The following is a 23100-nucleotide window of genomic DNA, read 5'->3' on the forward strand; positions in this document are numbered from 1 at the left end:
CGGCCACCACCGACGGTTCAGACGCGGTGCGCGGCCTGCGGGCGCAGGTAGACGAACCAGGTGACCACCACGCAGACGACGTAGAAGGCGATGAACACCAGGTAGGCGGAGTCGCCGGTCCCGGTGGTCATGAACGACTGCCGGAACGCCAGGTTGACCAGGACGCCGCCGAAGGCGCCCACCGCACCGGCGATGCCGATCAGCGCGCCGGACATGCGCAGCGCGTGCCGGTCGGCCGCCTCGGCGTCTCCGCCGTCGGCCACCCGCTGCAGGGCCTGCGACCGGAAGATCGCCGGGATCATCTTGTAGGTCGAGCCGTTGCCCAGGCCGCTGAGCACGAAAAGCAGCACGAACCCGACGACGAACAGCGGCAGCGACTCCGACTGGCTGGCCGACCAGACGACCAGCGCCCCCAGCGCCATCGCGACGAAGTTCGCACAGGTGATGCGGCCGCCGCCGTACCGGTCGGCGAGCGCTCCGCCGAGCGGCCGGATCAGCGAGCCGAGCAGCGGCCCCAGCCAGGTGAGCGAGGCCGCGGCCAGGGGGGTGGCGAAGGAGTCGGTGAACTGGTTCTGCAGCACCTGGCCGAAGGCGAAGCCGAACCCGATGAACGAGCCGAAGGTGCCGATGTAGAGGAACGACATGATCCAGGTGTGCGGCTCGCGGGTCGCCTCCCGCATCGCCCGCGGCTGGTTGCGCGCCGTCGTCAGGTTGTCCATCACCAGCGCGGCGCCGACGGCGGCGGCGACGATCAGCGGGATGTAGACGACCAGGATCAGCCGGGGGTGCTCGGCACCCGCCGTGGCCAGCACGAGCAGCCCGATCAGCTGGACGACGGGGACGCCGAGGTTGCCGCCGCCGGCGTTGAGACCGAGCGCCCAGCCCTTGAGCCGGTCGGGGTAGAAGGCGTTGATGTTGGCCATCGAGCTGGCGAAGTTGCCGCCGCCGACACCGGCCAGACAGGAGACCAGCAGCAGCGTGCCGAAGGAGACGCCCGGCTCCAGCACGATCGCGGTCGCGACGGTCGGGACCAGCAGCAGTGCCGCGCTGACGATCGTCCAGTTCCGGCCGCCGAACCGGGCGACGGCGAAGGTGTAGGGCAGCCGGACGAAGGCACCGAGCGCCGTCGGCAGGGTGGTGAGGAGGAACTTGCCCGCGGGATCGATGCCGAAGACCGGCTCGGGCAGGAAGAGCACGAGCACCGACCACAGGCTCCAGATCGAGAAGCCGATGTGCTCGCTGAACACGGAGAAGAAGAGGTTGCGGCGGGCGACCCGCTTGCCGGTCGACTCCCAGAACTGCGGGTCCTCCGGCCGCCAGTCGTCGATCCACCTCCCTGGCCGGTGCGACGGGGCGACGGCGGGCGGCGGGGACGTCGTGCGGGACTGGGTCGGAGCGGCCATGCCGGAACGGTGGCCGGTCCCCGTTTCCCCGGCGTCGCCCCGTCGCTGTTCTCGTGTTCCGTTTCGCTCACGGCCGGTGCCCCGCTGTGGTGAGGCCACCCGCCACCGGCGTGCGGAGCGGGTGCTCCGTTGGCGATGATCACTGCGTGACCGCCCCCGAGGAGACCGCCGCACCGCCCGGCCGCACCCTGATCGAGCAGGGCGCCCCCGTCGCCGGCTCCATGAGCCGGGCCGCGGCCACCGTCGTCTTCGAGCCGTCGGCCGCGGTGGTGCAGATCAGCGCCCCGTTCGGCGCGAGCCTGCGCACGGTGGCGACCGAGGCCGCAGCGGCGCCGGTCCCGCGCGAGCAGGTCCGCGCCGGCGCGGCGCTGGCGTTCGCGGTGGAGTACGCGGCCACCCAGCACCGTGCCGGGCGTCCGGCCCGGTCCGACGGCTGGTTCGACGCCCGGCCCGGCAGTCGCCCGGCGGCCGAGGAGGTCGCCGAGGCGGTCGTCGCCGCGGCCCGTCGGTCGGCCGACGAGCGACGGGTGCGGCACCTCGGCTACCTGCTCGCCGAGGTCACCTGCTCCCCCGAGCTGGACGCCGAGCTCGCCGGCCGGGCGCTGCGGCTGACCGAGGCGCTCAGCTGGCGCCAGCTCGCGCTGCTCGCCGGGGTGGGCCGCCGCGATCGGGTGCCGTTGCCGATGACCCCGCTCCCCGGCGACCCTCGGGCGTGGTCGGAGTGGGCGGCGCGCGAGGACGTCACCGACCTGCAGGCCGCCGGCCTGGTCGACCCACCGGCGGCTGCCGGGCGCCCCGGCGTCACGCTCCCCCGGCTGCGCGCCGCGGACCTGCGGCTGACCCGCAGAGGCGTGCTCCTGCACCGGCTGCTCGCGCTCGACCTGCTGCACGAGGACGCCGTCACCGAGGCCCTCGCCGCCCTGGGACTGCCCCGCTCCTGAGCGCGCGGCGCTACCTCCGCCGGCCGACCAGCACGGTGTCCGGCACCGGGTTGCCCGTGCGGTGTGCCGCGTCCGGGTCACGGTCCCGGGTCTCGGTCACGATCCCGGCCCACTCCGCCGGGTCGAGCACCGCCGCGACGTCCTCGGCGGTGAAGAGCGCGCCGGCCTCGTGTGCGGAGGCGTGCCCGTGCCCCCACTGCTCGCCGTGCTGGTGACCCACGACGAGCAGCGTCCCGCCCGGGGCGACCGCGGCGGCCAGCCCCCGGAACATGGCCGCGCGGTCGGTCCAGGCGGCGTGCAGGTAGTGCGCTGTGACCAGGTCGAAGGCGCGCGCCGGCGGCGTCCAGGTGTCGAGGTCCTCGTGCCGCCAGTCGATCCGGTCGGCCAGACCGAGCTCGGCGGCCTTCGCGGCGCCCCGCTCCAGCGCGACGGGCGAGAAGTCGACCGCGGTGACCCGCCATCCCCGGGAGGCCAGCCACAGGGCGTCGCCGCCCTCGCCCGCTCCCGCGTCCAGGGCGGTGCCGGGCACCAGGTCGCTCGCCTCGGCCACGAGCTGCCCGTTCGGCCGGCCGGTCCACACCGCGGCCGCCGACCGGTAGAGCTCGTCGTAGGAGTCGCGGGTGATCGCGGGCCGGCGCGCGGCCCCGTGCTCGTGCTCGCTCATGCCGCCACGCTCCGCTGTGCCTCCACCGCCCGCGCGGTGTCCTCCTCGATCAGGTCGGCGTTGATCATCGCCCCGGCGCGCAGCCCCTGCGCCGCGGCCACGATCACCTGCGCGCTCAGGTCACCGGCGTTCCCGGCCACCCAGACACCGGGGACCTCGGTGCGCCCCGTGGGGTCCGCCGGGAGGTGGGTGCCCATCACCGCGCCGTGCGCCTCCATCGGCACCGGCGTCGTCCCGAGGTCGGCGACCAGCTCGGCGTTCGCGACCATCCGGGTGGCGACGACGACGGCGTCCCTGGAGACCAGCCCGCCGTCGGTCATCCGGACGTCGGCGCCGCCCTCCAGGCCCGCGACCTCGCCGCGCACGATCCGCACCCCGCGGGCCTCCAGCCGCTCGCGCTCCTCGGCCGTCGGCTCGGTGCCGGTGTGCACGAAGAGGACGACGTCGTCGGTCCACTGCCGCCAGAGCCCGGCGGCGTAGGCGCCCATCGGGCCGGTGCTCACGATGCCGACCGCCCGGCCGCGCACCTCCCACCCGTGGCAGTAGGGGCAGTGCAGCACCGTGCTCCCCCACCGCTCGACGACGCCGGGGAGCTCCGGCAGGTCGTCGGTCAGCCCGGTCGCCAGGAGCAGCCGGCGCGCGCGGACCTCGTCGCCGCCGTCGAGGTCGACGCGGAAACCGTCGTCCTCCCGCTGCACCGCGCGCACCCGGCCGGGCAGGATCTGCCCTCCGTAGCTCGCCACCTCGTCCCGTCCGATCGCGTACAGCTCGGCCGGAGGCGTGCCCTCCCGGCCGAGGTAGTTGTGCACGTGCCCGGCCGGCGCGTTGCGGGGTTCGCCCGCGTCCACCACCAGCACGCTGCGCCGGGCGCGGGCCAGGGTGAGCGCTCCGCTCAGGCCTGCCGCGCCGCCTCCGATGACCACCACGTCGTACCGCTCGTCCATGCCGACCACTGTCGACCCACTCCGACGAGTATGGCAACCTTGGTTGCCGAAGTGGCAAGCTATGCCCATGACCGACGACGACGTCCTGCAGAACGTGGGGCACCGGCTGCGGGCGCTGCGCACCGAGCGCGGGGCCAGGCTGGCAGACGTGGCCGAGACGACCGGCATCTCGGTGAGCACGCTGTCCCGCCTGGAGTCGGGTGGACGCCGGCCGACCCTGGAACTGCTGCTCCCGCTGGCCCGCACCTACGGCGTCGCCATGGACGACCTCGTCGACACCCCGGCACCGGCCGACCCACGGGTGCACGGACGGCCGATCGTGCGAGAGGACGGGATGACGATGGTGCCGCTGTCCCGGCAGGCCGGCGGGATCCAGGCGCACAAGATGCTGCTCCCGGCGCGGTGGCGGGTGCAGGAGACCGACCAGAAGACGCACGAGGGCTACGAGTGGCTCTACGTGCTCTCCGGCCGGATCCGGCTGCTGCTCGGGCCGCGCGACTTCGTGCTCGGCCCCGGCGAGGTCGTGGAGTTCGACACCCGGGTGCCGCACACGTTCGGCAACCCGTTCCCGGAGCCGGCCGAGGCGCTGGTGCTGTTCGGCCCGCAGGGCGAGCGCATGCACGTCCGCGCCCGCCCCGCCTGACCCGGCCCCGCCCTGGGACTTTCGGGCCCGAAAGTCCCTCAGACGGTGACGACGAGGTCGCCGTCCTGCTCGCGGACGGGGTACAGCCGCAGCGGCCCCGCGGGCCCGGACGAGGCGCCGTCGGACCACCGGTAGGCGTAGAGGTGCAGCGGGCAGACGAGCACGTCGACGTCGGTCTGCCCGTCGGCCAGCGGCCCGCCGGCGTGCGGGCAGGCCGCCTGGGTGGCGTGCAGCGAGCCGTCGCGCAGCCGGAAGACCGCGATCTGCACCCCGCCGGCGACGAAGGCGCGCCCCTCCCCCATCGGGATGTCGTCCAGCCGGCCGACCGTGTGCTCGGCGGCGGTGCGCTCGGTGGCGGAGGTGGCGCGCTCCTCGGTGACGCTCATCGGACCGGCACCTTCGGCAGCTCCACCAGGGGCAGGGCGGGCCGGAACTGCCCTGGGGTGGCGGGGTCGGCCGCGTCCTGGCCCCACGGGTCGGTGTAGGCGTCGATCGAGCGCTGGATGCCGACGTCGAGGTCGGCGCACAGCTCGTCGTCGGCCAGCACCGCCCTGATCGCCTCCAGCCCCACCCGCGGCACGAAGTCGTAGGTGCGCTCGAGCCAGTTGGCGTTCTCCCGGTAGTACTGCAGGAACCGGCTGGTCAGCGTCATCACCTCCTGCGCGGAGGACACCGTGGCCAGCAGGTCGCCCTTGCGCACGGTCGCGCCCGCGGCGCCGCCGACGTAGACCTCCCACTTCCCGCTGCCGACGGCGACGACGCCGACGTCCTTCACGTAGGCCTCGGCGCAGTTCCGCGGGCAGCCGACGACGGCCATCTTGATCTTGGCCGGGCTCTCGATGCCCTGGAAACGCGTCTCCAGGTCGATGCCGAGCTGGGTGGAGTCGTCCAGCCCGAACCGGCAGAAGTCCGAGCCGACGCAGGTCTTCACCGTCCGCATGCTCTTGCCGTAGGCGTAGCCGCTCGGCATCCCGAGGTCGGACCACATCGCCGGCAGGTCCTCCTTGCGGACGCCGAGCAGGTCGATCCGCTGCCCGCCGGTCACCTTGACCATCGGCACCTCGTACTTCTCGGCGACGTCGGCGATGCGGCGCAGCTGGGCCGGCGTGGTCACCCCGCCCTTCATCTGCGGGACGACGGAGAACGTGCCGTCGCGCTGGATGTTGGCGTGCACGCGGTCGTTGATGAACTCGCCGTCCTTCTGCGGCACGAAGTCCGCACCCCAGATCAGCTTGAGCAGCGAGGTCAGGCCCATCTTCGACTTCGCGTCCTCCTTGCCTCCTGGGGCGAGGGCGGCGAAGACGGCGGAGACGCTGCGCAGGTCCTGCGTGCGGATGGCGGCGGTGAGCTCGGGCTTGGCCAGCGGGATGCCCGGGACGTACCAGGAGGCGGAGGCGTCCTCCGCGACGTCGCCGTCGGCGGCCCACTCCACGATCTGCTTGACCAGGGACTTGCACGACCCGCAGCCCTTGCCGGCGCGCGTGCGGTCCATGACCGCCCCCACGCTGGCGCACCCGTCGGCGACCGCGCCGCAGATGTCGCCCTTGGAGACGCCGTTGCAGTTGCAGACCTGCGACTCCGCCGGCATCTCGGCCACGCCGACCTCGGCGACGCCGTCGGAGAGGTCGACCAGCAGCCGGATGCGCTCCTCGGGCAGCGCGGTCCCGCGGTCGAAGGCCTGGGTGAGGAAGGCGACCTTGCGAGTGTCGCCGAGCAGGGTGGCGCCGACCAGCGCGTCGTCGCGGATGACCACCGACAGGTGCACCCCGCGCTTGGGCTCGGAGATCACCAGGAACTCGTCGTCGTCCCGCTCGGGGGTGGTCAGGCCCATGGTGGCGACGTCGACGCCGGCCACCTTCAGCTTGGTCGCCGTGCGGCTGCCGGTGTACTCGGCGTCGGGGTCGGTGCCGGTGAGGACGTCGGCGAGCACCTTCGCGTGCTCCCACGCCGGGGCGACCAGGCCGTAGACCGAGCCGCGGTGCTGCGCGCACTCCCCGATCGCGTAGACGTCCGGGTCGTCGGTGCGCAGCTGGTCGTCGACGACGATGCCGCGCTCCACCTCCAGGCCCGACCGGACGGCGACGTCGGTGTGCGGGCGCACCCCCGCGGCGACCACCAGCAGGTCGCAGTCCAGCCGCCGGCCGTCCTTGAGCAGCACGCCCTCGACGGAGTCGGTGCCCAGGACCTCGGTCGCCAGGACGTCGAGGTGCACCGTGATGCCGAAGGACTCGACGCTCTTCTTCAGGATGGCGCCGGCCTCGGCGTCCAGCTGGGCGTTCATCAGCCACGGCATCGCGTGCACGAGATCGACCTGCAGGCCGTGCCCCTGCAGCGCGCGGGCCGCCTCCAGCCCCAGCAGCCCACCGCCCATGACCACCGCGCGGGTGCAGCGGCCGGTGGCCTCGAGCATCGCCCGCGTCTCGTCGATGGTGCGGAAGCCGTACACGCCGGGCAGCAGCGAGCCGTCCTCCCGGCGCACGCCGGTCATCGGGGGCACGAAGGAGTAGCTGCCCGTGGCCAGGACCAGGTGGTCGTAGGGGGTCACCGAGCCGTCGTCGGCGTGCACCTGCTTGGCCGCGGTGTCGATCCGCTCGACCCGGACGCCGGCACGCAGGCTCACCCCGTTGTCGGCGTACCACTCGTGGCTGTTGAGGACGATCTCGTCCTCGTGCGACTCCCCGGCCAGCACCGGCGAGAGCATGATCCGGTTGTAGTTGCCGTGCGGTTCGTCGCCGAGGACGGTGATGCAGAACTGCTCGTCCCCGCCGCGCTCGAGCACCTCCTCGACGAAGCGGGCACCGGCCATGCCGTTGCCCACCACGACCAGGCGGCTGCGCGTCTCGAGCCCGTCGTCCATCCGCAGCGTCGTCACGCCGCCGGGGCGCCCGCCGAGGACCCTGATCTCGGACCCGCGCATCAGACCTCCACCAGACCCAGGTCGACCACGAGCTCGCCGGTGACGCCCTCGGGGGCGGCGGCGTGCAGCTCGATCACCGAGCCGCCCGGCAAGTCCTCGACCACCCGCAGCGGCACGTGGGTGTCGCCCTTCGCGCCCACCGGGAACCAGCGCATCGGCTCGCCGTCGCGCAGCAGCAGCAGGTACACGAGCTCGGCGGTGGAGTTGCCGGCGCGCAGGTACAGCGCCTGGGCCGAGCACCCCGCCGGCACGGTGTAGCGCAGCGCGGGGTCCACCGGCCCGGGCTTGGTCAGCCCCTCCCCGGTGATCGGGTAGACGCCTTGCAGGAATCGGGGCGTGCTTTTCACGGACGTGCTCCTTCTGCTCCGGGCGGGGGGCCGGGGTCGGACGGACGTGGTCGGCTGCGAGGCGCGCGGCTGCGGCTGGTCGGCCGGTTCCGGAGGGCTGATGCGCTCCTCGGGGCCACCGATGCGGACGACGGCGACGGCGCACACCTTGAAGGCGGGCATCTTCGACGTCGGGTCGAGAGCCGGGTCGGTGAGCGCGTTGGCGCTGGATCCACCGCCCCAGTGGAAGGGCGCGAAGACGACGTCGGGGCGGACGGCGTCGGTCACCAGCGCGGTGAAGCGGGCCCGGCCGCGGCGGGTGGCCAGCTCGACGACGTCGTCGTGCGCGATGCCCAGCCGCCGCGCCAGGTCGGGGTGCAGCTCGGCGCGCGGCGTGGCCGCGAGCAGCTGGAGGCTGCGGGACCGCCGCGTCTGCGTGCCGGACTGGTACTGCGCCAGCACCCGCCCGGTGGTGAGCACGTAGGGGTACTCCTCGTCGGGCCGCTCGTGGGCCTCCACGTGCTCGACCCGCAGGAAGCGGGCCCGGCCGTCGGGGGTGGCGAACCGCTCGGTGAACAGCCGCGGCGTGCCGGGGTGCCCGTCCGCGGGACAGGGCCAGAAGACGCCGTCCTCCGCGTCGATGCGCTCGTAGCTGATGCCCGAGTAGTCGGCGGCTCCCCCGGCGCTGGCCCGCCGGAGCTCCTCGAAGACGGTCTCGGGGTCGCCGCTGAACTTCTCCCCCGCGCCGAGGCGCGCGGCCAGCGTCGCGAGCAGCTTCAGGTCGTCGGGCACCCCGGCGGGCGGGTCCAGCGCCCGCCGGCGGCGGATCACCCGCCCCTCGAGGTTGGTCATGGTGCCCTCCTCCTCCGCCCACATGGCGCTGGGGAGGACGACGTCGGCGAGCTCGGCGGTCTCGGAGAGGAAGAAGTCGCTGACCACGAGGAAGTCCAGGTCGCGCAGCCGGCTGATGACGCGGCGGGCGTCGGGGGCGCTGACCGCCACGTTCGACGCCAGCACGAGCAGGGTCCGGACTCCGCCGTGGGCGCCGATGGCGTCCAGCAGCTCGAACGCCGACTTCCCCGGCACCGGCAGGTCGTCGGGATCGATGCCCCAGACGGCGGCGACGTGCGCCCGGGCCGCGGGGTCGGCCAGCGAGCGGTAGCCGGGCAGCTGGTCGGCCTTCTGCCCGTGCTCCCTGCCGCCCTGCCCGTTGCCCTGGCCGGTGACGGTGCCCCAGCCGCTGCCCGGGCGGCCGGGCAGGCCCAGCGCGAGGGCGAGGTTGATCCAGGCCTGAGCGGTGTCGGTGCCGCTGCGGTGCTGCTCGGCCCCGCGCGCGGTGAGGACGATCGCCTTCTCCGCCCGGGCGAGGGCGAACGCGGTGCGCCGCTGGTGGTCGACCGGCACGCCGGTGAGCCGCTCGACCCGGTCGGGCCAGTAGGCGGCGACGCCGTCCCGGACCGCCGCGAACCCGGTCGTGCGTGCGGCGACGTACTCCTCGTCGACCAGCCCCTCGGCGATCGCGATGTGCAGCAGCCCGTTGGCCAGCGCCAGGTCCGTCCCGGGCAGCGGCTGCAGGTGGAGCGCGGCCGCCCGCGCGGTGGCGGTGCGGCGGGGGTCGACCACGATGTGCTGGGCGCCCCGCTCCCGGCCGGCGTCGAACCACTGCATCGCCGGCGGCATCGTGTCGGCGGGGTTGGACCCGACCAGGACGACGACGTCGGCCTCGGCGATGTCGGACAGCGGGAACGGCATGCCGCGGTCCAGGCCGAAGGCGCGGTTGGCCGCCCCCGCCGCCGAGCTCATGCAGAACCGGCCGTTGTAGTCGATGGCACTCGTGCGCAGCGCGACGCGGGCGAACTTGCCGAACTGGTAGGCCTGCTCGTTGGTCAGCGATCCGCCGCCGAAGCAGCCGACGGCGTCGCGGCCGTGGCGGCGCTGGGTGCGCCGGATCGCCTCGACGACCCGGGCCAGGGCGTCGTCCCACGTGCTCTCGACCAGCGGGCTGGTGCGGTCGCCGGGAACGGCGCGCACCAGCGGCCGGGTGAGCCGCTCGGGGTGGTCGAGCAGCTCGACGGACGACCAGCCCTTCGAGCACAGCCCGCCGCGGTTGGTCGGGAAGTCCAGCGGCACGAGCGACGGCGGCCGGTCCCCCGCCGTCACCGCCATGCCGCACTGCAGCGAGCAGTACGGGCAGTGCGTCGCCGTCGTCCGCACCGTGCCGGCACCGGACCCGGCGGACTCGGGGACGACGGCGGCGGGCACGCATCGAGACTCGGCGGAGGTCGTTTCCCCTCGTGCACGGCGACGTCAACGCTGGGTGCACAGGACCTCACACGACGCCGCCCGACGCGGTGAGCGGGCCGGGGTGCACGATCGTCCCGGGGGCCAGTCGGACCGAGAGAAGGAGAGCGCCCGTGAACGAGCCCCGCGAGGACGCCGACCCGGACAGCCCGGACGGCCGCGGCGGCGCGGCCACCGTTCTGCCCGCTGGGCCTCCCGGGTCCGGTCGCGCGGGTCTGGACCGGCGCCGCATCCTGGGCGCGGCGATCGAGTTCATCGACGAGCGCGGCCTGAACGCGCTCACGATGCGCCGGCTGGGCGCGCACCTGGGCGTCGAGGCCATGGCGCTCTACCGCTACGTGCCCGGCCGCGAGCAGTTGCTCGACGGCGTGGTCGAGAGCGTCATCGACGAGCTGTACGGCGACCCCGAGGTGCACCTGGCCGCGTCGCACGGCTGGCAGGACTACCTGCAGCGGCTCGCCCACGGGGTGCGGCGGATCGCGCTGGCCCACCCCGAGGTCTTCCCGCTGGTCGCCACCCGCCCGCCCGCCGCGCCCTGGGTGCGGCCGCCGCTGCGCAGCCTGCGCTGGGTGGAGTCCTTCCTCACCGCGTTGATCGACAGCGGGTTCACCGAGGAGGCCGCGGTCGCCGCGTACCGCTCGTACTCCAGCTTCCTGCTGGGCCACCTGCTGCTGGAGGTGTCGCAGAAGGGCGTGAAGATCAGCCCCGAGGACCGGCCCGAGGGCGTCCCGGAGGCCGTGGTGAGCACCGATCTGACCGAGTACCCGACGGTCGTCCGGCTGGAGGCGCTGCTCTCCCTCGACGAGTCGGCGGCGGAGTTCGAGGAGGCGCTGGAGAACCTGCTGGGCCGCCTCGAGGTGGTCCTGACCGAGGCGCGCACGCCGCGACGGGGCGACCCGCGGAACTGATTCCGGGCGACACGCCGACCCATCGTTTACGACGTAAACGAGCGGGCACGAGTCGAGGCGTCCCCCGGTCGGCGGCAGACACGCGGCGGGGGCGACGGACCTTTCCGCCCTACCCCCGTGGAGCCCGCATTGATCACCGAACAGCAGCTCAGCGTCGTCATCGGCAGCACCGTCGTCGGCCCCGACGGCAAGCTCGGCACCGTCGGCGAGGTCTACCTCGACGACGAGACCGGCCGCCCCGAGTGGGCGACCGTCCGCACCGGCATGTTCGGCACCAAGGAGTCCTTCGTGCCGCTGGCCGACGCCGACGTCTCCGGCGACGACCTGCGCGTCCCCTACGACAAGGACAAGGTCAAGGGGGCGCCGCACATCGACACCGACGGCCACCTCTCCCCCACCGAGGAGGACGAGCTCTACCGCTACTACGGCATCGGGTCGGGCACCGGCGCGGCCTTCACGGACACGACTGACCGGACCGACGACCACGGCACCGTGGGCCACGACACCTCCGGCCCCACGACCGACGACGCGATGACCCGCTCCGAGGAGCACCTGCAGGTCGGCACCCAGCGGGTCGAGGCCGGGCGGGCACGGCTGCGCAAGTACGTCGTCACCGAGAACGTCACCACGACCGTGCCGGTGGCACACGACGAGGTGCGACTGGAGCGCGAGCCGATCACCGACGCCAACGTCGGCGACGCCCTCGACGGCCCGGCCATCTCCGAGGAGGAGCACGAGGTGGTGCTGCACGCGGAGCGTCCCGTCGTGGACAAGGAGGCCGTGCCGGTCGAGCGGGTCCGCCTGGACACCCAGACGGTGACCGAGCAGGAGACCGTCAGCGACTCGGTGCGCAAGGAGCAGATCGAGCTCGACGCCGACGACGCCACCCGCCGGGGCTGAGCCCATGGCCACCCCCGATCCCACCCCCGGCAGCGCGCCGGGCGCCCACACCCCCGGCGCCTCGGCCACTCGCGGCACCGCCCGTGACGCGGTCGACGCGCAGCACTCCCGCTACGGCGGCATCAAGTGGGGCGCGGCCTTCTTCGGCTGGCTGTCCGCGAACGGTCTCGCCGTCCTGCTGATCGCCCTGATCAGTGCCGGTGGCCTCGCCCTCGGCCTCACGGAGGGGATCGACTCCGCAGACGCCGCGGCCGAGGAGGCCGACACGATCGGCGTCGTCGGCGGCATCGTCCTGCTGGTGGTGCTGTTCCTGGCCTACCTGGCCGGCGGCTACGTCGCCGGCCGCATGGCCCGCTTCGACGGTGCCCGCCAGGGCATCGCCGTCTGGGTCATCGGCCTGCTGGTCGTGCTGGCGCTCGCCGTCGCGGGACTGCTCTTCGGCTCGGAGTACAACGTGCTCCAGCGGCTCGACCTGCCGCGGATCCCGATCGACGAGGGCACCGCGACCACCGGCGGCATCATCGCCCTGGTCGCCGTCCTGCTGGTGACGCTGCTGGGCGCGATCCTGGGCGGCAAGCTCGGCGACCGCTTCCACCGCAAGGTCGACCGCGCCGGCTTCTGAGCGGAGTCCCGACCTCCGCGCAGGCCACGCCGACGGGGGCCGTCCCATCCGGGGCGGCCCCCGTCCGCGTGTCCGCCCCGTGGTCGAATGCGCGGGTGACCCAGGGACCGACCATCCGGCGGATCGACGACCCGGACGAGGAAGGCCCGGACGTCCGGCTCGCCGAGGCGCGCGACGTGCCGCGGATCGCGGCCACGCTCACCGTGGCGCTGGCCGACTCGCGCTGGACCCGCTGGGCGCTCCCCGACGACGGCCGGATGCAGCGACTGACCCGGCTCCACGAGCTCGACGCCGGCCATCGCGGGGTGAGCACGCGGAGTGCCTGGGTGACCGACGACGTCGACGCCGTCGCGGTCTGGGAACCACCCGCCGGCGCCGAGGGCACCGCTCCCCTGCCGGCCGACGTGCGGACGGCGATGGCCGGCGAACTGCCGTACCTGTCGGCCCACCGGATCAGCACCGTCCGCGACACCACGACGCTGATCGGCTCGCACCGGCCCGAGCAGCCGCACTGGTGGTTGCTGCACCTCGGGGTCCGGCCGTCGTCGCGCCGGCGCGGCCTGGCCGCCGCGGTCCTCGCGCCGGCGATCGTCCGCTGCGACGAGGAGCAGACCGTCGCCGCCGCAGCGGTGTACTCCTGGGCCAACACGCGCTTCCTGCGCGGCTTCGGCTTCGAGGTCTCCGCCGAGCTCCGGACGACCGACGACGAGCTGCCGGTCTGGGTGCTGGTGCGGCAGCCGCTGCCCGCACGCTGAGATTCCTCCCGGCGCATCGTCGATCCGGGCACGATCCGTTCGTACAGAGGGTGCGAGCCGGCAGCGGGCCGGCTCTTCCCGAGGAGGACGTCATGGCCCAGTACCTGCTCAACATCGTCCAGCCGGTCGGAGAGGTGCCTCCTCCTGAGGAGCTCGAGCCGGTGATGCGCGAACTCGACGCCCTGAACGCGGAGATGCGGGCCGCCGGCGTGTGGGTGTTCGCGGCCGCGCTGCACCAGCCCGAGGCCTCCACCGTCGTCCGGGCCGACGGCGCCGGCGTGCTGACGACCGACGGGCCCTACGCAGAGGGCAAGGAGTTCATCGGCGGCTTCGACCTCATCGAGGTCGACGACCTCGACGCCGCACTCCACTGGGCCGGGAAGCTGGCGCGGGTCCTCGGTGGCCTCCCCGTCGAGGTCCGGCCGGTCGCGGCATCCTTCTGACCGCATGAGTGCAGGGGTCACCGCGGACGTCGAGCGCGCCTTCCGCGAGCACCACGGGCGCGCCGTCGCCGTGCTCACCCGCCTCCTCGGCGACATCGACACCGCCGAGGAGGCGGTGCAGGACGCCTTCCTGACCGCCGTGCAGCGGTGGCCCACCGACGGCGTCCCACCGAGCCCGGCGGGCTGGATCGTCACGACCGCCCGCAACCGGGCGATCGACCGGGTGCGGCGGGAGAGCTCCCGCACCGACCGCTACCGCCAGGCCGCACTGCTGCGCGACGACACCCCCGTGACCGAGGAGGGGCCCGTGCACGACGACCGGCTCCGGATGGTCTTCACCTGCTGCCATCCCGCGCTCTCGACCGCCGCCCAGGTCGCGCTGACCCTGCGGCTGCTGGGTGGACTGACCACCGCGGAGATCGCGGCCGCGTTCCTGGTCCCCGAGCCCACCATGGCCCAGCGACTGGTGCGGGCGAAGGCCAAGATCCGCGACGCCGGCATCCCCTACCGGGTGCCACGGGAGGCCGAGCTGCCCGACCGGCTGCGTCCGGTCCTCGCCGTCGTCTACCTGGTCTTCACCGAGGGGCACACGGCGTCGGCCGGGGAGCGCCTGGTCCGCGAGGACCTGTGCACCGAGGCGATCCGCCTCGGCCGGCTGCTCGCCGAGCTGATGCCCGACGAGCCGGAGGTCGCCGGGCTCCTGGCCCTGATGCTGCTCACCGGGTCACGGCGCCCGGCCCGCACGTCGCCGGACGGCGCTCCGGTGCTGCTCGCCGACCAGGACCGGGGGCTCTGGGACCGGGCGCTGATCGCGGAGGGGCAGGAGCTGGTGCGCCGGTGCCTCCGCAGGAACCGGCCCGGGCCCTACCAGGTGCAGGCGGCGATCGCCGCGGTGCACAGCGACGCCCCGACCGCCGCGGCCACCGACTGGCACCAGATCCTCGCGCTCTACGACCAGCTGATGGACCTCGCCCCGAGCCCCGTCGTCGCGCTGCACCGCGCGGTCGCCGTCGCCGAGGTCACCGGACCGGCGGCCGCCCTCGAGCTCGTCGACGCCCTGGACCTGCGGCACTACGACGTCGTCCATGCCGTCCGGGCCGACCTGCTCCGCCGCCTCGGCCGGCGGGACGAGGCGGTGCGGGCCTACGACACCGCGATCGCCGCGACCGGCAACGCCGCCGAGCGGGCGTTCCTGCAGGGGCGGCGCGATGAGTTCTCGTCGCCGCCACGGTCGTAGGAGGCATGAGCAGCCCGGGTGCCCTCGACCTGACGTTCACCGCGCCGATCGAGAAGGACGGCGCGTTCCCCACCTACCTCGTCGTCCCGGACTCGGCCGAGACGCTGGGCACCCGCCGGGCCGTGAAGGTGACCGGCACCGCCGACGGCCACGCCTTTGCCGCCACCCTCATGCCCTCGGGCACCGGCCCGCACTGGCTGCCGCTGCGCGCGGCGATCTGCACGGCGATCGGGAAGAGCCGGGCCGGTGAGCAGGTGACCGTCCACCTGCAGCAGCGGCTGAGCTAGTTGTATTGACCGGGCAGGTTGGTCAAGCGGCTGATGGGTGGATGGCCGCCGATGCCGGTGTGGGGCCGGTGGTGGTTGTAGGTGTGTAGCCAAACAGGAAAGGCTGCGCGGCGGTCGGCCTCGCTGGTGAACATCTCGACGAAAGCCCATTCGGCGGTCATGGTGCGGTTGAACCGTTCGACTTTCCCGTTGGTCTGCGGGCGGTAAGGCCGGGTCCGTTTCGGGGTGATGCCCAGTTCGGCGCAGGCCGCGGCCCAGTCGCGGCTGCGATAGCAGCCGCCGTTGTCGGTCAGCACCCGTCGGGCGGTCACGCCGCGGTCGGCGAACCAGGCCACCGCACGCCGCAGGACGGCGGTGGCGGTGACCCCGAGTTCGTCGTCGTGGATCTCGGCGTAGGCCAGGCGGGAGTGATCGTCGAGGACGACGTGGATGAAGCCATGACCTATCAGCGGGTTGTGGTGACGGCTGCGCGCCCGGCCGCCATCTCGGTGTCGGTTGGCCTTGCCGGCCTGGCGGCCGAGGAACCGCCAGCCGCCGCCGGCGGGGATGTTGCCCAGCTTTTTGACGTCGGCGTGCAGCAGGTCGCCGGGGACGGGGTGCTCGTAGCGCACGACCTGGCGCTCGCGGCGCTCGATCCGAGACAGCCGACTGAGGCCGCAGCGGCGCAGCACCGCGCCGGCGGTCGAGGGCGCGGTGCCGGTCTCCGCCGCGAGTCGGACCGCGCCCCACCGCTTGCGTAGCCGCAGCGAGACGATCCGCTTCATCGTCGCCGCATCGGTCTTGCTTGGGCTGGTGTGTGGTCGGCTGGAGCGATCGACCATGCCGGCTTTGCCCAGCAGTCGGTATCGCTCGGCCCACCGATCGGCGGTCTTCCACGCGACCCCAAAGAACTCCGCGGCTCGAACCTTGGGCCAGTTCTCTTCGACAACCAGCTGCGCCAGACGCAGACGCTGGCGTGGGGTCAGGGCGGCATTAGCGTGGAGCACGAGGACCTCCGGTGCTTCGTGGAATGGGTGCCTTCAGCAGCTCCACTCCACGCCCGGAGGTCCTCCCCTCACAAGATCCTTCAGTCAGATCCCGGAGTCACAGCTTCTCGACCAACGTCTCCGGTCAGTACAGCTAGTCCCAGGACCGGCGCTGCTTCTTGAGCTGCCCCCGCTGCTTCTTCGCCTCGATCCGGCGCTCCTTCGACCCGCGGGTCGGCTTCGTGCGCCGGCGGGCCGGGGCGGGCGGGGCGAGCGCCGCGCGGAGGACGGCGGCCAGCCGCTCCCGGGCCGCCTGCCGGTTGCGCAGCTGCTGGCGGTGCTCGCTCGCCGCGATGGTCAGGACGCCGTCGACGAGCCGGCCGTCCAGCCGCTGCGCGATCCGGCTCCGCTGGGTGTCGGAGAGCCCGGGCAGCTCCAGCGGGGCGACGGAGAGCTCGACGCGCGAGTCGGCGGTGTTCACGCCCTGCCCGCCGGGGCCCGACGACCGGGAGAACCGCCACGACAGCGCGGCCGCGGGCACGACGACGGAGCCGGTGACGGGCAGGTCACCGGAGGCGTCGTCGGCAGCGGGCACGGGACCAGTCTGCCGGTCCGCGGGCCCCGGGCCGGAGAGCCCGCAGGGCAGGACCGTTGCGCCGGCGCTCCGGACGGCCGCGGCGACGACTACAGGATCGGCTTGCCGCCCGTGACGGCTACCCGCGCACCGGAGACGTAGGAGGCCTCGTCACCGGCCAGCATCACGTAGACCGGCGCGAGTTCCGCCGGCTGCCCCGCGCGCCCCAGCGGCGTCTGCTCCCCGAAGCTCTCGACCTTCTCCTCGGGCATGGTCGCCGGGATCAGCGGCGTCCAGATCGGCCCCGGGGCGACGCTGTTCGCGCGGATGCCCTTCTCGGCGAGCATCTGGGCGAGTGACGCGGTGAAGTTCGCGATGCCGGCCTTGGTCATGGCGTAGGCGATGAGGTTCGGGCTCGGGTTGTCGGAGTTCACCGACGACGAGTTGATGATCGAGGCGCCCGGCCCCATGTGCGGGATGGCGTCCTTGGTCAGGGTGAACATCGCCGACAGGTTGACCGCGACGGTGTGGTCCCACTCCTCGTCGGAGATCTCCTCGAGCGAGTCGTGGCTCATCTGGTACGCCGCGTTGTTGACCAGGATGTCGACGCGGCCGAACTCCTCCACGGCCTTCGGGATGATCGTCTTGCAGTGCGCGCGGTCGGCGAGGTCGCCGGCCACCAGGACGCACGTCCGCCCCGCCCGCTCGACGTACTTCGCGGTGTCCCGGGCGTCCTCGTGCTCGTCGAGGTAGGAGATGAGGACGTCGGCGCCCTCGCGGGCGAAGGCGATCGAGACGGCCCGCCCGATGCCGCTGTCACCACCGGTGATGACGGCGACCTTCCCCGTCAGCCGACCCGACCCCTGGTAGCTCTCCTCGCCGTGGTCCGGCTCGGGGTCCATCTCCCCCAGGGTGCCGGGCGGGGTCTGCTGCTGGGCGGGCTGGGACTCGGGGCGAGGCGACGACACGGGAACCTCCGGTGCGGATGGGCAGGCGGGCGGCCTCCGGACCACTGCTGATCCGGGCAGCCGCCCGCCTGCCTACCCGCGCCCTCCCGCGCGGAACCGGTGCGTCAGGCCGCCTTCGCGAGGCTCGACGCGGCCGGGGCCGCGATCGGCTGGTCCCAGCGCATCTCCAGCCGACGACGGCCGGAGTCGTCCACGACCGGAACCCAACGGCACTCGGGGCAGTGCTTGTCGCGCAACATCGCGCCACCTCCCGTTCACCTGGCGTTCATCTACTGGGAGCCAACGGTACATGTCCTCCCGCGCTGAAGCAGCCGTTACCGGATCGTGTCCGAGCACGATCTTGCGCCGCGCGCCGTCCCGTCGCCGGGAAGCACGACGGCGTCGGGCACGCTGGTGCCCACGATGACCGCGCCTCCCCTGATCGCCGACCCCACCGACCTCTCCGCGCTGCGCGCGCAGGGCACCGACGCCGACGAGCTCTTCGCGTCGTTCGCCGCCTGGGCCGAGGCCGGTGGCACGACGCTCTACCCGGCGCAGGAGGAGGCGCTGATCGAGCTGGTCAGCGGCGCCAACGTCGTGCTGGCGACGCCCACCGGATCGGGCAAGTCGCTGGTGGCCACCGGTGCCCAGTACGCGGCGCTGGCCGCCGGACGGCGCAGCTACTACACCGCCCCGATCAAGGCGCTGGTCAGCGAGAAGTTCTTCGCCCTGTGCGGGGTGTTCGGGGCGGCCAACGTCGGCATGCTCACCGGCGACGCGGCGGTGAACCGGGACGCGCCGATCATCGCGTGCACCGCCGAGGTGCTGGCGAACATCGCGCTGCGCGAGGGCCCGGAATCGGACGCACTCGGCGATGTCCTGGTGGTCATGGACGAGTTCCACTTCTACGGCGACCCGGACCGCGGCTGGGCGTGGCAGGTGCCGCTGCTGGAGCTGCCGAAGGCGCAGTTCCTGCTCATGAGCGCCACGCTCGGTGACGTCACCGACCTGCGCGAGGACCTGACCCGGCGCACCGGCCGGCCGACGGCGCTGGTGGCCAACGCCGAGCGCCCGGTGCCGCTGCACCACTACTACGCGACGACGCCGATGCACGAGACGATCCAGGAGCTGCTGGACACGAAGCAGGCGCCGGTCTACGTCGTCCACTTCACCCAGGCCTCGGCGCTGGAGCGGGCGCAGGCGCTGATGAGCGTCAACGTCTCCACCAAGGAGGAGAAGGCCGCGATCGCCGAGATGATCGGCGGCTTCCGGTTCTCCTCGGCATTCGGCAGCACGCTCAGCAGGCTGGTCCGGCACGGCATCGGCGTCCACCACGCGGGGATGCTGCCCAAGTACCGGCGGCTGGTGGAGCAGCTCGCCCAGGCCGGGCTGCTCAAGGTCATCTGCGGCACCGACACCCTCGGCGTCGGCATCAACGTGCCCATCCGCACCGTCGTGTTCTCCGCGCTGTCCAAGTACGACGGCACCCGCACCCGTCTGCTGCAGGTGCGCGAGTTCCACCAGATCGCCGGGCGGGCCGGGCGCGCGGGCTACGACACCGCGGGCACCGTCGTCGTCCAGGCGCCGGAGCACGAGGTCGAGAACCTCAAGCAGTTCGCCAAGGTCGAGGGCGACCCGAAGAAGCTCCGCAAGCTCGTGCGCAAGAAGGCGCCCGAGGGCATGGTGCCGTGGAGCGAGGCCACGATGAACCGGCTGATCGAGGCGGAGCCGGAGAAGCTGACCAGCAACATGCGGGTGTCGACGTCCATGGTCCTCGACGTCGTCGACCGGCCCGGTGACCCGTTCGCCGCGATGCGCCGGCTGCTCACCGACAACCACGAGCCACGCAAGAAGCAGCTGAGGCTGATCCGCGAGGCGATCGGCATCGCCCGGTCGCTGCTGCAGGCCGGCGTCCTGGAACGGCTGCCCGAGCCCGAGCCCGACGGCCGCCGCTACGACCTGAAGATCGACCTGCCCGAGGACTTCGCGCTCAACCAGCCGCTGTCGACCTTCGCGCTGGCTGCGATCGAGTTGCTGGACGCCGACAGCGACACCTACGCCCTCGACGTCGTCAGCGTCATCGAGGCGACGCTGGACGACCCGCGCCAGATCCTCTCCGCGCAGCTGAACAAGGCCAAGGGCGAGGCCGTCGCGCAGATGAAGGCCGAGGGCATCGAGTACGACGAGCGGATGGAGCTGCTCGAAGAGGTCAGCTACCCGAAGCCGCTGGAGGAGCTGCTCTCGCACGCCTACGACGTCTACCGGCAGACCAACCCGTGGGCGGCCGACGCCCACCTGTCCCCGAAGTCCGTCGTCCGGGAGATGTGGGAGCGGGCGTTCACCTTCCGCGAGTTCGTGAACACCTACGGGCTGACCCGGTCGGAGGGGGCGGTGCTGCGCTACCTCTCCGACGCCTTCAAGGCACTGCGCTCCGGGGTCCCCGCCGCGGCGCGCACGGAGGAGGTCACCGACCTCGTGGAGTGGCTCGGCGAGCTGGTGCGCCAGGTCGACTCGTCACTGCTGGACGAGTGGGAGGCGCTCACCGGGGAGGGTGGGGATGCCATGGACGGCGCCGTGGCGGAGGTCGCCGTGCCGGCGCGGCCCCGCCCGCTCACCGGCAACGAGCGCGCCTTCACCGCGATGGTGCGCAACGCGCTGTTCCGGCGGGTGGAGCTCGTCGCCCGGCGCCGCTGGTACGACCTCGGCGAGCTGGACTCCGCCTCCGGCTGGGACGCGGACCGGTGGGAGGAGGTCGTCCGGGCCTACTTCGCCGAGCACGACGAGGTGCGCACCGGCGCGGACGCCCGCGGGCCGGCGCTGCTCGTCGTCGACAAGTCCGAGCCGGGCCTGTGGAAGGTGCGGCAGATCCTCGACGACCCGGCAGGCGACCACGACTGGGGCATCGACGTCGAGGTGGACCTCGAGGCGTCCGACGAGGAGGGCGCGGCGGTGCTGCGCGTGGTCGACGCAGGCCGCAAGGACGATGCGTGGAGCTGACCTCTCTCACCACAACGCGGCTCCGCCTGGACGCCGTCGTCCTCGCCGACCTCGACGAGCACTTCGCGCTGATGTCCGACCCGGACACGTGGGTGCACCTGCCGTCGGGGCGGCACACCAGCCCGGAGCGGACGGCCGAGGGGATCGAGTGCTCGGTCGGCCACTGGCAGCGCGACGGGCTGGGCTACTGGACGGCGCGGCTGCGTGACTCCCTGCCCGATGCCGGGCTCACGGCCGGGGCGGTCGTGGGCACCGGCGGCTGCGCGATTCGCGTCGGGACGGCGTGGTGGAACCTCTACTACCGCTTCACGCCGGCGGTGTGGGGCCGCGGACTGGCCGCCGAGCTGGTGACGGCCGCGCTGGACTCCGCGCACACGGTCCGGCCGGAGCTGCCCGTGGTCGCCTACCTGCACGAGCACAACGTGCAGTCCCGCGGCCGCGCGGAGCGGGCCGGGCTGGAGCTGGTCTGGCGCGGGCCCGATGCCGGGAATCAGGACCCGCGAGCGGTGCGGCTCGTCTACGCCGACCGGGAGCTACCGGCCGACCTGCTGGAGCGGATAGCGGCGCACGTCTGAGCCGGCGGGCTCAGCGCAGGACGTCGCTCGCGACGTCGGCGACGATCGCGGCGAAGGTGCGGGTGTCGACCTCGTCGTCGACGGTGACGCGGACGATGTCGGCGACCTGCTGCTCCGACGCCGGCCGTGCCTCCTTCGCCCGGGCCGCGGCCACGAGGTGCAGGTACCGGACGCGCGAGGCGTCGCCGGAGCGGCGGTTGGGCAGTGCGGCGACGCGCTGGGGAAGCATGCGCCGACGGTAGGCAGCCGCCGCGCCCGTGACCGGAACCACCGCCGCGGCTCGCGGACCGTTTCGTCACGCCGGGCGCACAGAAACCCCCCGACCCCACCCGTCCCGGCCGTCCCAGCCTCGGTGCCGGCGGTCCTCCTCCCCCGCTCGTTGCCCTAGACGCCGAGCACCGCGCGGGCGATGAGGAAGTAGACGATCAACCCCGTCGCGTCGACGAAGGTGGTGATGAACGGGGCGCTCACCACTGCCGGGTCCACGCCCACCCGCCTGGCCAGCATCGGGGTGAGCGCACCGGCGGTCGTCGCGAGCGTGCACACCACCACGAGCGCCAGGCAGAGCACGAAGGCGATGTCCGCCCCCACCAGCCAGGTGGCCGGGCCGAAGCCGACGACGGCCAGCAGAGTGCCCAGCAGCAGCCCGACGGCCATCTCCCGGCCCACCACCCGTGGCAGGTCCCGGAACCGCACGTCCCCGACGGCCATCGCCCGGATGACCGTGGTGGCCGCCTGCGCTCCCGTGTTGCCGCCGGTTCCGATGAGCAGCGGGACGAACAGCGCCAGTGCCACCACCTCGGCCAGCACGTCCTCGAAGTAGTCGAGGACATTGACCGTCAGGGTCGCGGCCCCGATGAGGACGAGCAGCCAGATCACCCGGCTGCGCACGAGGCTCGGCACGCTGGACGCCAGGTAGGGCCGATCGAGAAGCTCGGTACCACCGGCCCGGGCGATGTCCTCGCTCTCCTCGTGCTCGAGAACCCGCATGGCGTCGTCCACCGTGAACAGACCTACCAGGCGGTTCTCGGCATCGACCACCGGAACCGCGACGAGTCCGTGGTCGCGGACCACCCGCGCGGCCACCTCCTGGTCGTCGTCGGTCCGCACGACGACCGGCTGGGACATCACGTCGACGACCGCGACTTCGGGGTCGCTGACGAACAGCCGCCGCAGCGAGACCACGCCGACGACGCACCGACCCTCGCCCACCACCGGCAGGGTGTAGATCGTCTCCGCCTGCGGTTCGGCCTGCCGCACGACCTCCAGCGCCTCGGCCACCGTGGCCCCGGCCGGCACGGGCACGACCTCCGGCGTCATCCGGCGGCCGGCCGACTCCGGCGGGTAGCCGAGCAGCGTCGTGGTCATCTGCCGCTCGCGCGGGTCCAGCCCCGAGAGCAGGCGCGCCGCCACCGTCGCCGGGAGCTCGTCCAGCAGGCCGGCGCGGTCGTCGGGGTCCAACTCGGCGATCAGCTCGCCGGTGGCCTCCTCGCGCAGCGACTCGAGCAGTTCCCGCTGCAGGGACCGGTCCAGGTCCTCGAAGACCGCGAGCGCGCGATCCTTCGGCAGCGCGCGGAAGGCGATGGCCCGGGACCTCGCGTCGGTGCGCCCCAGCTCGTCCACCGCCGCGGGCACGTCGAGGTCGGTCAGCGCGTGCTGCAGCGCCCGCAGGTCCCCGGCTCGGGCCAGTTCGGCGAGATCGGTCATGCGTCCTGTCTACCGCTCTCCCTCCGCGCCCGTGAGGCGCCGCG

23 protein-coding genes are annotated in these 23100 nt (G+C 73.4%); 11 read left to right on the forward strand and 12 right to left on the reverse strand.

The annotated features are described in order from the left end of the window. Positions 1-17 precede the first annotated feature (17 nt). On the reverse strand, positions 18-1403 hold the full coding sequence (locus tag BN344_RS00145; protein WP_040336551.1) for an MFS transporter: 1386 nt from the start codon (positions 1401-1403) through the stop codon (positions 18-20). Positions 1404-1549: 146 nt separating this feature from the next. Here BN344_RS00145 and BN344_RS00150 point away from each other — a divergent pair, with 146 nt between their 5' ends. Next, entirely contained in the window at positions 1550-2344 is a 795-nt protein-coding gene (locus BN344_RS00150) for a type 1 periplasmic-binding domain-containing protein (RefSeq protein WP_040336552.1), read from the forward strand. Positions 2345-2354: 10 nt separating this feature from the next. Here BN344_RS00150 and BN344_RS00155 read toward each other — a convergent pair whose 3' ends face one another. Beyond that, positions 2355-3008 carry a class I SAM-dependent methyltransferase gene (locus BN344_RS00155; protein WP_051515372.1) on the reverse strand — a complete coding sequence of 218 codons (654 nt, stop codon included), beginning with the start codon at positions 3006-3008 and terminating at the stop codon, positions 2355-2357. Next, positions 3005-3952 carry an NAD(P)/FAD-dependent oxidoreductase gene (locus tag BN344_RS00160; RefSeq protein WP_040337692.1) on the reverse strand — a complete coding sequence of 316 codons (948 nt, stop codon included), beginning with the start codon at positions 3950-3952 and terminating at the stop codon, positions 3005-3007. The genes BN344_RS00155 and BN344_RS00160 overlap by 4 nt, the downstream gene beginning before the upstream one ends. A 67-nt stretch (positions 3953-4019) precedes the next feature. On the opposite strand from BN344_RS00160, the gene BN344_RS00165 reads away from it, so the two are divergent. Continuing rightward, positions 4020-4595 (forward strand): helix-turn-helix domain-containing protein, encoded by a 576-nt coding sequence (locus BN344_RS00165; protein WP_040337693.1) that lies wholly within the window; start codon positions 4020-4022, stop codon positions 4593-4595. A 38-nt stretch (positions 4596-4633) separates the two neighbouring features. On the opposite strand, the gene BN344_RS00170 is transcribed toward BN344_RS00165, so the two are convergent. Genes BN344_RS00170 through BN344_RS00180 form a run of 3 tightly spaced genes read right to left on the reverse strand, consistent with a single transcriptional unit; the run spans position 4634 to position 10100 of the window. Further along, complete coding sequence (locus BN344_RS00170; protein WP_040336553.1) at positions 4634-4981, reverse strand: Rieske (2Fe-2S) protein; 348 nt, start codon at positions 4979-4981, stop codon at positions 4634-4636. After that, a complete protein-coding gene (gene nirB / locus BN344_RS00175; protein WP_197022202.1) occupies positions 4978-7512 on the reverse strand; it encodes a nitrite reductase large subunit NirB in 2535 nt (844 codons plus the stop codon). The genes BN344_RS00170 and nirB overlap by 4 nt, the downstream gene beginning before the upstream one ends. Beyond that, entirely contained in the window at positions 7512-10100 is a 2589-nt protein-coding gene (locus BN344_RS00180; protein WP_051515373.1) for a molybdopterin oxidoreductase family protein, read from the reverse strand. Before BN344_RS00180 ends, nirB begins: the two co-directional genes overlap by 1 nt. Before the next feature lie 152 nt (positions 10101-10252). On the opposite strand from BN344_RS00180, the gene BN344_RS00185 reads away from it, so the two are divergent. From BN344_RS00185 to BN344_RS00215, 7 genes are all read left to right on the forward strand, one after another. Next, positions 10253-11047, forward strand: a complete 795-nt coding sequence (locus BN344_RS00185; RefSeq protein WP_040336554.1) for a TetR/AcrR family transcriptional regulator C-terminal domain-containing protein — start codon at positions 10253-10255, stop codon at positions 11045-11047. Between the two features lie 117 nt (positions 11048-11164). Continuing rightward, positions 11165-11947 (forward strand): DUF2382 domain-containing protein, encoded by a 783-nt coding sequence (locus BN344_RS00190; protein ID WP_414625663.1) that lies wholly within the window; start codon positions 11165-11167, stop codon positions 11945-11947. A gap of 4 nt (positions 11948-11951) precedes the next feature. Next, positions 11952-12569: a hypothetical protein gene (locus tag BN344_RS00195; protein WP_040336556.1), complete on the forward strand. Its 618-nt coding sequence runs from the start codon at positions 11952-11954 to the stop codon at positions 12567-12569. Between the two features lie 95 nt (positions 12570-12664). Next, positions 12665-13324 (forward strand): GNAT family N-acetyltransferase, encoded by a 660-nt coding sequence (locus tag BN344_RS00200; protein ID WP_040336557.1) that lies wholly within the window; start codon positions 12665-12667, stop codon positions 13322-13324. Positions 13325-13416: 92 nt separating this feature from the next. Further along, on the forward strand, positions 13417-13767 hold the full coding sequence (locus tag BN344_RS00205) for a YciI family protein (RefSeq protein WP_040336558.1): 351 nt from the start codon (positions 13417-13419) through the stop codon (positions 13765-13767). Between the two features lie 4 nt (positions 13768-13771). Further along, positions 13772-15004 (forward strand): RNA polymerase sigma factor, encoded by a 1233-nt coding sequence (locus BN344_RS00210; protein ID WP_040336559.1) that lies wholly within the window; start codon positions 13772-13774, stop codon positions 15002-15004. A 5-nt stretch (positions 15005-15009) separates the two neighbouring features. Continuing rightward, positions 15010-15291 carry a DUF1905 domain-containing protein gene (locus tag BN344_RS00215; RefSeq protein ID WP_040336560.1) on the forward strand — a complete coding sequence of 94 codons (282 nt, stop codon included), beginning with the start codon at positions 15010-15012 and terminating at the stop codon, positions 15289-15291. On the opposite strand, the gene BN344_RS00220 is transcribed toward BN344_RS00215, so the two are convergent. The 4 genes from BN344_RS00220 to BN344_RS20940 all read right to left on the reverse strand — a co-directional run bounded on the left by BN344_RS00220 (position 15288) and on the right by BN344_RS20940 (position 18037). After that, positions 15288-16277, reverse strand: coding sequence for an IS481 family transposase (locus BN344_RS00220; RefSeq protein ID WP_040336561.1), 990 nt, complete (start codon positions 16275-16277; stop codon positions 15288-15290). The genes BN344_RS00215 and BN344_RS00220 overlap by 4 nt on opposite strands. A 133-nt stretch (positions 16278-16410) precedes the next feature. Next, a complete protein-coding gene (arfB, locus tag BN344_RS00225; protein WP_040336562.1) occupies positions 16411-16851 on the reverse strand; it encodes an alternative ribosome rescue aminoacyl-tRNA hydrolase ArfB in 441 nt (146 codons plus the stop codon). An 89-nt stretch (positions 16852-16940) separates the two neighbouring features. Beyond that, a complete protein-coding gene (locus BN344_RS00230; RefSeq protein WP_040336563.1) occupies positions 16941-17798 on the reverse strand; it encodes a glucose 1-dehydrogenase in 858 nt (285 codons plus the stop codon). Between the two features lie 104 nt (positions 17799-17902). After that, positions 17903-18037, reverse strand: coding sequence for a hypothetical protein (locus BN344_RS20940; protein WP_269319867.1), 135 nt, complete (start codon positions 18035-18037; stop codon positions 17903-17905). Between the two features lie 163 nt (positions 18038-18200). On the opposite strand from BN344_RS20940, the gene BN344_RS00235 reads away from it, so the two are divergent. Together BN344_RS00235 and BN344_RS00240 are read left to right on the forward strand one after the other, a co-directional pair. Continuing rightward, positions 18201-20774 carry a DEAD/DEAH box helicase gene (locus BN344_RS00235; RefSeq protein WP_040337696.1) on the forward strand — a complete coding sequence of 858 codons (2574 nt, stop codon included), beginning with the start codon at positions 18201-18203 and terminating at the stop codon, positions 20772-20774. Further along, complete coding sequence (locus BN344_RS00240; RefSeq protein ID WP_051515374.1) at positions 20765-21349, forward strand: GNAT family N-acetyltransferase; 585 nt, start codon at positions 20765-20767, stop codon at positions 21347-21349. Before BN344_RS00235 ends, BN344_RS00240 begins: the two co-directional genes overlap by 10 nt. Positions 21350-21359: 10 nt before the next feature. On the opposite strand, the gene BN344_RS00245 is transcribed toward BN344_RS00240, so the two are convergent. Then, a complete protein-coding gene (locus BN344_RS00245; protein ID WP_040337698.1) occupies positions 21360-21578 on the reverse strand; it encodes a hypothetical protein in 219 nt (72 codons plus the stop codon). 155 nt (positions 21579-21733) lie between these two features. Next, positions 21734-23056: a magnesium transporter gene (gene mgtE, locus BN344_RS00250; protein ID WP_051515375.1), complete on the reverse strand. Its 1323-nt coding sequence runs from the start codon at positions 23054-23056 to the stop codon at positions 21734-21736. Positions 23057-23100: the final 44 nt, after the last annotated feature.

The sequence above is a fragment of the Candidatus Blastococcus massiliensis AP3 genome, from assembly GCF_000582785.1.
In the GTDB taxonomy this organism is placed as follows: Bacteria; Actinomycetota; Actinomycetes; order Mycobacteriales; family Geodermatophilaceae; genus Blastococcus; species Blastococcus massiliensis.